The 12066-nt window shown below is 66.4% G+C and carries 9 protein-coding genes; 5 read left to right on the top strand and 4 right to left on the bottom strand.

Annotated elements, in window-relative coordinates:
- Window positions 1–10: 10 nt before the first annotated feature.
- Together A5700_RS21915 and A5700_RS21910 are read right to left on the bottom strand one after the other, a co-directional pair.
- Complete coding sequence (locus A5700_RS21915) at window positions 11–2419, bottom strand: bifunctional diguanylate cyclase/phosphodiesterase (protein ID WP_082960408.1); 2409 nt, start codon at window positions 2417–2419, stop codon at window positions 11–13.
- Window positions 2420–2494: 75 nt separating this feature from the next.
- Window positions 2495–3799 (bottom strand): CdaR family transcriptional regulator, encoded by a 1305-nt coding sequence (locus A5700_RS21910; protein WP_156671354.1) that lies wholly within the window; start codon window positions 3797–3799, stop codon window positions 2495–2497.
- Between A5700_RS21910 and A5700_RS21905 the strand changes: the two genes are divergently transcribed.
- Genes A5700_RS21905 through A5700_RS21885 form a run of 5 tightly spaced genes read left to right on the top strand, consistent with a single transcriptional unit; the run spans window position 3798 to window position 10378 of the window.
- Window positions 3798–4625 (top strand): alpha/beta hydrolase, encoded by an 828-nt coding sequence (locus A5700_RS21905; RefSeq protein WP_068068304.1) that lies wholly within the window; start codon window positions 3798–3800, stop codon window positions 4623–4625. The genes A5700_RS21910 and A5700_RS21905 overlap by 2 nt on opposite strands.
- Window positions 4626–4663: 38 nt before the next feature.
- The gene (mdlC, locus tag A5700_RS21900) at window positions 4664–6277 is read left to right on the top strand and encodes a benzoylformate decarboxylase (protein WP_068068301.1); all 1614 of its coding nucleotides are present in this window, start codon (window positions 4664–4666) and stop codon (window positions 6275–6277) included.
- A 9-nt stretch (window positions 6278–6286) separates the two neighbouring features.
- The gene (locus A5700_RS21895; RefSeq protein WP_068068298.1) at window positions 6287–8116 is read left to right on the top strand and encodes an FAD-binding oxidoreductase; all 1830 of its coding nucleotides are present in this window, start codon (window positions 6287–6289) and stop codon (window positions 8114–8116) included.
- 25 nt (window positions 8117–8141) lie between these two features.
- Window positions 8142–9080 carry an alpha/beta hydrolase fold domain-containing protein gene (locus tag A5700_RS21890; protein ID WP_068068295.1) on the top strand — a complete coding sequence of 313 codons (939 nt, stop codon included), beginning with the start codon at window positions 8142–8144 and terminating at the stop codon, window positions 9078–9080.
- Window positions 9077–10378, top strand: coding sequence for a cytochrome P450 (locus A5700_RS21885; RefSeq protein WP_068068292.1), 1302 nt, complete (start codon window positions 9077–9079; stop codon window positions 10376–10378). The genes A5700_RS21890 and A5700_RS21885 overlap by 4 nt, the downstream gene beginning before the upstream one ends.
- A gap of 122 nt (window positions 10379–10500) precedes the next feature.
- Here the strand turns inward: A5700_RS21885 and A5700_RS21880 are convergent, their stop codons facing one another.
- On the bottom strand, window positions 10501–10707 hold the full coding sequence (locus A5700_RS21880) for a hypothetical protein (RefSeq protein WP_068068290.1): 207 nt from the start codon (window positions 10705–10707) through the stop codon (window positions 10501–10503).
- Between the two features lie 137 nt (window positions 10708–10844).
- Window positions 10845–11981, bottom strand: a complete 1137-nt coding sequence (locus A5700_RS21875) for a hypothetical protein (RefSeq protein WP_231973747.1) — start codon at window positions 11979–11981, stop codon at window positions 10845–10847.
- Between the last annotated feature and the right edge of the window lie 85 nt (window positions 11982–12066).

Here is a 12066-nt window from a genome sequence, read left to right as displayed (position 1 = left end):
GATCTGAGCCCTAACCGGCCGCCAGCGTGCCGTTCGGCGGTACGAGCGGAATGTCCGCTGCCGGCAGTGGATGACACAACAAATTTCCCTGCACGGCATCGCAGCCGTAGTCGCGCAGCCGTTGCACCGTGGCGTGATCCTCGACGCCTTCCGCCACGCTGGTGATGCCGAAGGCGCGTGCCAACTCGATGACGGACCGTGCGATGGTGGCGGCGCGGTGGTCGCGCAAGATCGGCGCAACGAACGCCCGATCGAGTTTGACGTCGTCGATGGGGAGCTCCCGCAGATACGTCAGGCTGCCGTAACCACTGCCGAAGTCGTCGATGGCCACGCGTATCCCGGCGGCGCGCAGGCGGTCGAGCACCTGGCGCGCCTTCGTGAGATCGGCCACCAACAAATCTTCGGTGATCTCGATGGTGAGAGAACTCGGCGATAGCTTGTTGGCGGTGAGTAACGACATGATCTGGTCGGGCAGCGCGTCGCTGTTGAGCGACGGTGCTCCGAGGTTGATGGCGACCGGGATCGCCGCGTCTAGGGCGTGCCAACCGGCGGCGTCCGAGATCGCCGTCGCCAGAACAAGATCGGTGAGCGCGTGCATCAACCCGTGCTCGCGCACCAAGGGCAGGAAGCGGGCTGGCTCGAGCATCCCAAAATTCGGGTGGTGCCAACGCACCAGGGCCTCCGCCCCGGTAACGAGCCCGGTCCTCAGGTCGAACTTGGGCTGGTAAAGGATGCTCAGCGAAGCACTTTCGATGGCGCGGCGCAATTCGCCGAGCAATTGCAGGCGGGCGAACGCGGTATCGTGAGCCGGCGGCTGGCCGGACGCGTCGCTCATCCCCGCGGTGAACATGCGCATGTTGGTCGTGCCGGCCAGCTGGGCGTAGGACCGCGCGGTGTCGGCCTCTTTGAGGATCTCGCCGGGCACGCGGCAGGCGACCGAGTCGGACCCTGCCGACGCCACGCCGATGCTCAGCCGCACGTCCAAACGGTGATCGTCGACGGCGATCGGGTCGTCGAAGGCGCGTGCCAGATCGTCGGCGATCTGGCACGCCACCTCCGGGCGGTCCTGCACCAGAATGGCGAAGTCGTCACCGCCCATGCGGGCAACGGTATGTGTGTGGTCGACGGCCGCCTCGATCCGCTGGCCGACGCTGCGCAGCAACTCGTCACCCACGGCATAACCGAGCGTGTTGTTGACCAGCTTGAAATCGTCGATGCTCACTGCGAGCAGGCTGACCGGCACGCCGTAGCGGGCGTGTTGGCGCAGCGCGTGGGTCAGGCGGTCGTGGAGCAGCCGACGGTTCGCCAGCCCGGTGAGCGGGTCGTGCAGTGCCGCTTCGGACACCGACACGAGCAGGCGTTGCTTGCGGTCGAGCAGGAAGATCTGACGTACGAGTGTGATCAAGAACAGTGACACGCACACCGCGAATACGAAAGCTTCCCGCCAGTACGACGGCCAAAAATGCGCCGCACCAACGACAATGGCGAGCAGGACCGGCAAGTAGGGCAGCCACAGCGCTGCCTTCGAGGAGGGTTGGGAGATGCCCAGGTCGAGGTCGGGGCCCGGCCGGGAAGCGGTGGCGGACAACGCGATGAAGTAGACACCGACGGTCCAGCCCAACATCACCAGCCCGTCGGGGGTGTTGCCCGGGTCGTCATCGCACCAGACATGCAGCGTTCCGGCCGCACCGATGCTCGCCCATCCGACCATGATGAGCGTCGGCGAAAGTTGGCGGCTGGGCTCGGATTTGCGCACCACGATGTAGGTGGTCACCGCCAGGCCCCAATAGCTGGCGGTGGCGGTGGCGATAAGCTGGCCCACTCGACCCAGCGCCATGATGTCCAGGATGACCAAGAACGACGCCGCGATCAGGATGCCGTCGATCAGCAGCCCGGCGCCAAAACAGGAGTCATCCCTGCTGGGGATGGCGGCCGCGGTTGCCAGCCCCAGCAGGGGCAGAACCACGTATCCGAAGTTGGCCGCGGATAGGCCCGCAGCCGGATGGCCGCCGGTGACAGTGGCCCAGCAGTAGGCCGTCTGGCCCGCGGTCCAGCCGAGCAGCCCGACTGCCATCAAGGCCCAGGCGAGGCGTTGGCGACCGCGTGACCGCTGCGCCGCCAGCGCCGAAGCGGCGGTGGCGAACATGCTGGCGATCACGCAACTGATCGAGCCGATGACCGCGTGACCCCCATCGCTCGCGCCGAACGGAGCCAGTGCGACCGCGAGCAACCCCAAAGACGCCCACACGACCACTGGGGATCTTCGCCGTGTCAGCGACAAGCTTCCTCCCGATCCGTCAGGCGCGACCATCGCTCGGAAGCAGAATATTGCACACAGTAAAAATAGGCCGCCTAATTTGCTGGCGCATGTCGAGAGGCTGATCGCGAGCTGCGGTGCTGCCGCCGGGAAGCCGAGCATGCTGTGCGGTGGCGGTCCGGGTTCACCGCCGACGGCGCAGCCTCGGGCCAAACCAGCGGGGTGGCGCGGCCGCCGTCACCTGCGATTGCGGGCAGCTTCCAGCGCCACGGCCACTTGAGCCAGCCAAAAGGTGTCGGTCAATGGTCGACGGGTGAGTTCGGCGAACCGCCGCAGCCGATAGTTGACGGTGTTGCGATGACAATGCATTTCATCTGCCGTGGCCGCGACGGATTGGCCCAGTCGCAACCAGGTACGGACAGTGGCGATGAGTGGCTCGGCTCTCTCAGGTGCGAGCTCGAGCACCGGTCCCAGGGTGGCCGCCACGACGGCCGCGGCGGCGTCGGGCGAGCTGGCGAGCAGCACGGGTAACACGTCGCGGTCGTAGCGCGTGGTTGGTCGGCCGTCGGACGAGGCCGCCATCGCGACCTGCGCTTGGGCGCGGGCCTTCGAGCACTCGGCGACTGTGCTGAACGAGCTGCTGAGACCGATCAACACCGGAATTTTTGAGCAGATGCTGTCAGCGATGCTGTCCAGCGCATCGGCGCGATTCCGTCGAAGCGACACGACGCCGATCTGCGAACTGGTCGTAAGGCGAAACCACGCGTCCTGGACGGCGGCGTGTGAAGAGATCAGCGTCTCGATGTCGGGAGGCGGGTCCCCGATCGACGTGTTCTCGGCGCTGGTCGCCGAGATGACTGTCAGCTGGCCGGTCCGGGGGAGGCCCAGGGCGGCGACCGCGTCCCAGAACTGCGCGCCGATGCTGGATTCGTTGAACAACACCGTATCGAGCAGGGCCGCTCGGACCTGCTCGTTGCGCCGAGCGTCGCGGATCTCGATCTCGCGGAAAACGGCGTGCGCGCGAAGCGAATTGGTGTTCATCCAGGCGAAGATCGATGGTGTCGCCGCGATCAACGCTTCCTTGTCGATTTCGTCGGTCTCCGCCAGTCGGGCGAGCTCGTCCCAGATGGTGGCGGCACCAAGGCGGTAGGCGTGCAGCAAGCTGGACAACGACAGACCTTGGCTGGCGCGGTGACGAATCGCGGCGTCGAAGCTGGAGTGGCCAGGTTCGGCGCCACGATCGATCCAGTCGAGCATTTCGTCGAGGTAGTCGGCGATGTTGTCGTGCACGGTTTCACCGCTGTCGACGTCGTCCGGGAGGTAGTCCGGAACTTCGCTCCGGAGGCGGGTGAGGACCTTCGACACGATCGCGGGCGACTGCTGACGGACGCGGTCGGACAACACTGTCAGCGGTCGCTGTTGCAACATGTATCGGATCGTAAAGCGCCACGCCGCCCTGTGCCCTGGCACAGGGTTCGCGATGGCGAATTTGGGCTGCCGTTCATTGTGCTGGCCACACCGAGCGGCGACGCTTCTTGTCATGAACACCGCCTCGGATCGGACCATCGTCTTGGTGCACGGCCTGTGGATGACGCCGCTGGCGTGGGAGGACTGGGTCGCGCGTTACCGCGCCCGGGGATTCACCGTCTTGACGCCGGGCTACCCGGGTGTTGCTCCCGGCCCGGCCGGAGTCACCGCGTTGCGTAACGATGCCGCACCGCTGGCCGATCTCGGGGTGCGGGATGTCTTCGATCACCTCGCCGAGCTCATCGAAGAACTCACCGAACCGCCGATCCTGATGGGACATTCGTTCGGCGGCACCTTCGTGCAACTCCTGCTCGACGCCGGTTATGGGCGAGTCGGGGTGTCGATCGACGGTGCCGCCGTCAAAGGCATCAAAGCGCTGCCGTTCAGCGAGATCCGAGCTACATTCCCGGTATTGAGAAACCCCGCCAACCTGCACCGTGCGGTGCCTATCACAGCGGAGCAATTTCATTACGCGTTCACCAACACACTCGCGCAAGCGGATTCGCAAGTCGCCTATGAGCGCTACGCGGTTCCGGTGCCCGCGCGGATCTTGTTTCAGGGAGGACTGGCCAACGTCACGCACCACGCCGCCACCACCTACAACTTCGCCAACGACGACCGCGGCCCCCTGCTGTTCATCGCCGGCGGCCGGGACCACATCTTGCCGCCCGCGGTCCAGCACGAGAACTACATGAAGAACGCCAAACACTCGGCCGCGATCACCGCCTACAAACTGTTCCCCGAGCGCGACCACTTCACCTGTGGCGCACCGGGGTGGGAAGAAGTCGCTGACTTCGCCTTGAACTGGGCTCTGAACCCCGTGCCCGGTGAGCTCGAGTAACTCCTTGCACAAACTTCACACGAAAGCGATGACCACTAGTGACAACAGTGCGCGACGCCATCCTTGATCTTTTCCGCTCACACAATCTCACCACCTGGTTCGGTAACCCCGGATCCTCCGAATTGGCTCTGCTGCAAGACTTTCCCGACGACTTCCGGTATTTTCTCGGACTGCAAGAAATGATCCCGGTCGGGATGGCCGACGCCTACGCCCAAATCACTCGTCGTCCGGCCGTGGTCAACCTGCACACCGCTCCAGGAATGGGTAACGCGCAAGGTCAGATCTACAACGCCTACGTGAACAAGACACCGCTGATCATCACGGCAGGCAATCAGCGCCGCAACATGCAAAATCAGTACTGTTTGCTGACCAACCACGAAGCCACCACCACGCCTAAGCCGTTCATCAAATGGGCGGCTGAGCCAGCGATTGCCAGCGAATCACCGGCCGTGCTGGCCCGCGCGATCCACCTGGCGACGACCCCGCCGATGGGACCGGTATTCGTCTCGTTGCCGATGGACGACATGCCGATCGAGCTCACGGCGGAACAGCTCGACGACAGCAAGGTGGTGCGCGAGCGCACCGTGATCCACGCCGCCGGTTTTCCGACCGACCTGGCCGAGCAACTCGGTGCGCGGTTGGATGCCGCCAAATCACCGGCGATCGTCGTCGGCGGCGATATCGACCGCTATGACGCCTACGAGGCGGTCGTCGAGTTGGCCGAACGCACGCAAGCGCCTGTCTTCACGGCGCCGCTGACCGGCTGGAGCGGCTTCCCCGAAAATCACCGCCTCTACCACGGAGCTCTGCCTCCCGGCGCCGGCTGGATCTCGCAGATCCTCGCCGGCCACGATCTGATCCTCGCGATCGGAACCTCGGTGTTCCGCTACTACCCGCTGGTGCCTGGGCCCTACCTGCCGCAGGGTGCAAGCCTGATCCACATCACCAACGATCCCGACGAGGCCGCGCGCGCTCCCGTCGGGGACGCGATCGTCGCCGACGTCCGCACTGCGGCAAGCGCGTTGGCCGCGGCGGTGAAACCCACGCAGCGCCCCGCTCCCGCCCCGCGCGCCGCGGTCCCCGAACGGGTATCGGAGCACGTGCCCCTCAAGCCCGCGAACCTGTGGACGGCCGTTGCCCACGCCGCACCCGAGGACACGCTATGGGTCAGCGAAGCGGGCAGCAACGAAATTCCCCTCACCGAAAGCATCCGCCCGGGCCACCCGCTGTCACATCTGTCCGCCGCCGGGGGCGGGCTCGGCTGGGGCCTGCCCGCATCCGTCGGAGCGCAGATCGCAGCTCCCGACCGACCGGTCGTGGCGTTGATGGGCGATGGTTCAATGCATTACGCGATCACCGCACTATGGAGCGCGGCGCGATACCGGATCCCCATCACCGTTGTCGTGGCTTCCAACGCCGAGTATGGCGTGGTCAAGGAGTTCGGTGTGTGGGAGAAAACTCCGCATGTCCCCGGCCTCGACATCCCCGGCCTCGACATCGTCGGGACCGCAGCCAGCTACGGTGTCGACGCTCACGAAGCGACCAGCAGCGACGACGTCTATGAGATGGTCCGGGCCGGCATCGCCGACCGCGACCGACCGACGTTGATCAACGCGCGCACCACGCCCGTGTCGGGCGGATTCGGCAGCTAGGAGTATTCGATGGAAGAAGCGATTGTCTCGGCATTCACCTCGGCGCTCGGCGGCCCCGACGCAGTGGCCACCGATGCGGCGACCCTGGCCGAAAATGGGCGCGACTATTGGGGTTTCGGTCAGCAGCCGGGGCTGGTGCTGCGCCCACACACCCGCGACGATGTCGTCGCGATCGTCAAAATTGCCGCCCAACACAATATCTCGCTGGTCACGCGTGGCGGCGCGTCGAACTGCAGCGCCGGAGTCATGGCCGGTGCCGACCGCGCGGTGATCGATCTGACGAAGATGAATCAGATTCTCGAAATCGATCCGTCGGCCCGCACGGCCCGAGTCCAGCCCGGCGTCATCAATTACGACCTGCAGGAGCAGCTAGCCCCACACAAGCTGGTGTTCTCGCCGGACCCCGTGTCGGCGCACCTGGCGACGATCGGCGGCAACATCATCGAAAACGCGGGCGGCCCACACGCTCTCAAATACGGCGTCACCTACAACCACGTGCTCGCCGTTGAAGCGGTACTCGCCGACGGTTCGGTAGCCCGGTTCAGCGCCGACGACGACGGCCCGGACCTGCTGGGTGTGCTCATCGGGTCGGAAGGCACCCTGGCCATCCTCGTCGAGGCCACCTTGTCGCTGCGGCCGATCCCCCCAGTCACCCGCAGCCTGATGGGAAGTTTCACCACAGCCCGGGAGGCGGCCGAAACCATCGCCGCGATCATCCAGACCGGGACCGTGCCCGCAGCGGTCGAATGGCTGGACCGTGTCGGCATCGCCGGTCTGCAGCAGTTCACCGACACCGGCTATCCCACCGACGCCGACGCGATCGTGCTCATCGACGTCGATGGCGCCGCCGACGAGGTCGACCGCGATGCCCAGATCGTCGACCAAGTCCTGCGCCGGCACGCCGTCGAGGTGCGCCGCGCCGACGACGACGATGCCCGCGCCAAGCTGTGGTACGGCCGCCTGCACGCCCCAGACGCCGTCGTGCATAGCGGCAAGGGCTTTTTCATCGGCGACGTCACCGTTCCCCGCCAACACATCCCCGAGATGCAGCAGGCAATCCAGGATGCCGCCAAGCGGCACTCCGACGCGCTGCTGTTCATCGCGGTGACCGGGCATGCCGGCGACGGTGACCTGCACCCGACCACTTTCTACGACAAGGACAACCCCAACGCGGCCGCCGCCCTGGAGGCCGCCAACAACGAAATCATCGAAGCAGCATTAAAACTCGGCGGCACGATCACCGGCGAGCATGGCGTGGGCACCGAGAAAATACAGTTCATGACCAAGCGTTTCACCCCGGTGGAGATCGCCGCCCAGCGCGTCATCAAGAAGGTCTTCGATCCTGCGCAACGCTTCAATCCCGGCATCATGCTGCCCGACGCGTCGTCGGAAGAGCCCGCACTGCCCGAGTTCGAGGCCGCAGTCCGAGCTGCGCTGGAACACCAGCCCGCTTCCGCGGTGCCGGTCGACGGCGGCGACACCACGGTCGAGGTCAACACCGGCAACCTGAACCTCGTGGTCGGCGCCGCGGTCACCCTCGGTGAACTGTCGCGCACGCTCGCCGAGCGAGGCGTCGCCTGCCCCGCCATCCCCACGGAAGGCACCGAACGCACCGTCGGCGAATTGATCGCCCACGCGACGGGCGAGGAACGCCTCGCCGTGCGCCACGGGCTGCTCGGCATCGAGGTCGTCCTCCCCGACGGTGCCGCCGCCGCCCGCTTCGGCGGCCAGAATATGAAAGACGTCGCCGGCTACGACACCAAACGGCTATTTATCGGCGGCAACAACGCCTTTGGATCGATCACCAGCGCCGTGTTCAAGATTGCGGTCACCCGGTGACGCCGCGGGCGCGATAAGCGGACGCATGTCGTGGCAGATGCGGGCCATCGCGACCTACGGGCGCCTCGTTCGCAGACCCCGTACCTACGCAACAGCCCGAAGCGCGCGTGCCTACCTCAACCGCCCCAAGCGCAGCGGCGAACCACCCTCGCAACTCGCCGCGTCGACTCGCTTCCAGCTGACCTACGACACCATCGACGGATTCCGTTGCTACACGGTGCGGTTCTCGAGCCTACAGCCGATGTCTGCCGACGGCCCCTCGGTGGTGTATGTCCATGGCGGCGCCTACGTCAACCAAATCGAACGCGCGCATTGGAAACTGATCTGCGGTATCGCCGAAGCCACGCGACGCCCCGTACACGTGCCGCTCTACGGGCTCGCGCCCCAGCACTGCGCTGAGGAAGCGATCGACTTCCTCCGCAGCGTGACCGGCCGAGCCGCGCAGTCCGGGCCGATTTACCTGGCCGGCGACTCCTCCGGCGCAGGCCTAGCGCTGGCAGCCGCCCAAACGATCATCGGCGACGCGGCGACCCCACTGCTCGGACTCACACTGATCAGCCCCTGGCTCGACATCGCCCTGACCAATCCCGCCGTTGACACCATCGGGAAGCGCGACCCCTGGCTCGCCGCACCGGGACTGCGTGAATGCGGCCGCGTCTGGGCGAAAGACCTGTCGTTGGCCGACCACCGAGTCAGCCCCATTTTCGGTGAGCTGCACGGCCTTCCGCCGATCGACCTCTACATCGGCGACCGCGACATCTTCGTCGCCGACTGCCGCCGGTTGCGCGAGAGCAGCACGAGCGAGCGCATCAGCTACCACGAACAACGGGGGGCCATACACGTCTACCCGCTCCTGCCGGTACCCGAAGCCCGCCCCGCACGACACGCCCTCCTCGGCCACCTCGCGACGGTGCTCAACGCAGCGGGGCACGACGACGGCCGCGACACTTTGAGGAAACGATGACTAACCGCGCAGTCGACTTCCCACACGCCACCACCGTTGAAAGTTTGCGCTTCACCGCGCTGGTGGGACTGCCCAATGTGGCGGAGGGCCTCTTCAGCCGCCGGCCCGCAGTGACCGCCGCGCTGAACCGAGCCGGTGTGCCCCGGCGCGCGCACCGACTGCTCGCCGCGTTGCATCGTCGCTACGGCGACGGTCCGCTGTGGGTGAACGTCGGAAGCCGCCCGACATTGCTCGTCTTCGGTCCCGATCAGATCCGCTTCGTTCTCTCGCAGGCGCCGGAGCCGTTCGCCTCCGACCCCGAACCCAAACTGTCCGGCATGAAAAGGTTTCAGCCGCACGCCCTCACGATTTCCCGAGGCGACCACTGGTCTGACCGGCGCCGGTTCACCGACGCCGTCCTCGCACACGCCACCGGCGCCGGCGCGATCACCGACCGATGCAACACCGTCGCCGACGAAGAGGCCCGCGCGCTTCCCGACAGGCTCGGTTGGCCACAGTTCCACGCGGCGATACAACGCATCGCGCGGCGAATGATCCTCGGCGACAGCGCAGCCGACGACACGCAGATATCGGCGCAACTGGTGAGGCTGATGGCCAAAGCCAACCCACCCGGCAAGGGGGACACCAAGCTTTTCGCGACCTTCCTGGCGTCGCTGGACCGCTACGTTCTCGCCGCGGAAGCTCACAGCCTGGTCGGGCAGTTTCACGCCGCGCCCGCCACCGACATCACTCATCCGACCCATCAGGTCATCCACTGGATGTTCGCGATGGGCGACACCCTGGCAATCAACCTCTGGCGTTGTTTGGCGGTGCTTGCCGCTCATCCCGCCGCCCTTTCCGAGGCGCAGCGGGAAGTCGACGAGAAGCAAAGCCGCGACTACCTTTTCGGCTGCCTCTCCGAGGCGATGCGCCTATGGCCCAGCACGCCGGCACTGGCGAGGACACTGACCCGGGCCACCGAATGGGGCGGCACGACAGTTCCGCAAGCGACACACGTCATGATCGTCAACAGCTTCAACCACCGCGACACCGACCGGTGGCCCGCGGCGGACCGATTCAATCCCAGCGCGTGGACCGAGGGACCGGCTGCCCACTCGTGGTCATTCAACTTCTTCAGTCACGGTCCGCAAGGTTGTCCCGGCGCCGACCTTGCGCTGCGACTCGGAGCCGTCGTGTTAACGGCGATACTCAGCGAGCGCACCCCGGCGGTGACCGGGAATCAACTCCACCCGAACAAACCGTTGCCTCTGACACTCGACGGCTCACGCCTCACCGTGCGACTGACACCTCGCCATTGACGTCCCGGCCGCCGGGTCACCACCGCGGACGCAAGTACGGCCGAGCTGGCGTTGATCAGTTCAGCGCTGCCGACCCACCAACAAGTGGGCACCGCGTGTGCCAGGGACCGACGCGGGTGCCGCTAGCACAGGGCGGCGGCCGAAAAACTTCCCCCCGCCACCAGCGCGATGACGAGCGCCGCGGTGTGCTGACCCATGGTCGCGGCGGCGACGACGCCCACGATCGAAGCGATGAAGACGGTGACGGTCAACAACGCGACGAGTAGTCGGTGCGAGTGCACTGCGGCGCCGGCACGAGGCGCGACGGCGACCTTGCTCGAACGAACCATGGATCTATGAAATCGCACCGATGTGACGTACGCAACAACCGTACTGAGGTGTGTTCTACATCACACCATCAGGACTGCGTGGTGCTCGAGAAATTGAGGCTCATCCGGGCGGCCGCCAGCCCGTGACGCGAGCGCGGTCATACCATCAGCGGCCCGCCGAAGCCGGGGACGGCGCCGATCGGGATCAGCGCCAACCCGACGGCCAGGAACCTGAACGCTCGCAACGCTTTCGGTGAGAGGTCCTGGTCGATTTCCGGTCGGCGGGCGGCGAAGGGCAGGAACGCAACCCCGACGTCGAAGGCGACGATGGTCAGCCAACGCGTCCAGTCGTAACCGGTGAGGAAGACCGGAACGATCAACGCCAGCCCCACAAGCACCCAGGCGGCGCGCCCGCGTAGCGCCTCGGTGAAGGCTCGCACGGGAACGCCGGACACCGCGCTGACTCCCCACAACGTGACCGCGACCGCGGCGGCGCCGAACACGAAGGACATGGTGAGCCCGACGGGACCGATGTGGCCGACGCTGTGAATCGCGTCGACGATGCTGTGGTCGAAGCTCGGCAGGACGTTACGGCAGACCCAGTCGTGATAATCGGTCTGACGGGGCCGCCCATCGATGACGAAGCGCAGCAACGTGCCGGGTGAGGTGACGGTGGCGAACGGGTTGGGCAGCGTGTGATGCGGCACCGCTGAACACAATTGGGCGGCGACGTCGTGGCGGCCGAACACCGCCACGCCGGTCGCGGTGCCGGCACCTGGCAGGACCGCCAGTAGCACACCCCGGCCCGGGGCCGTCCGCAGCGGACCTCCGACGACGACGGTCACCAGCACGGCCCCGAGCGCGAACTGCAAACCCACCGCCTCGTGCACCAGAGTGAGCGCGGCTGTCGTGACGCCGTACGCGGCGCAGCATGCCGTTGCCGCGGCACCCGACCGTGCGAACGACAGCGCCGCTGCGAAGAAAGCCAGCGCGGCACCGCCAAACAGGTCCGGGCGTGCCGAATAGGCGGCGAAGGGAACGCCAAAGGGCAGCAAGGGGATCAGCAGCGCGACCAGCATCCGGCGTTCCGACCACGGGCGGCGGCCCAGCACCAGCCAGGCGAGTGTCACCAAGCCCGACAAGCAGGCGACCGTCGACAGCCACCTGAGACCGAGAGTGACCCCGAAATAGTGGCCGGGGATCAGCCCGGCGACTTCACCGGCGAGGCCCCGCCGCACAAAGCCGTGCGCGTAGTCGGCCGCGTAGTAGGACATCCAGTAGACGTCCAGTGGCACAACGGCGACGGCGCACCACAACACCGTCAACGACCAGGCAGCGATGCACCCCGCTGCCCAGACATGCCGGCGTCGGCGCGTGCGG

The organism is Mycobacterium sp. E1214, assembly GCF_001666755.1.
In the GTDB taxonomy this organism is placed as follows: Bacteria; Actinomycetota; Actinomycetes; order Mycobacteriales; family Mycobacteriaceae; genus Mycobacterium.
The sequence above is the reverse complement of the archived record's forward strand: the minus strand, read 5'-3'. Positions and strand labels throughout refer to the sequence as shown.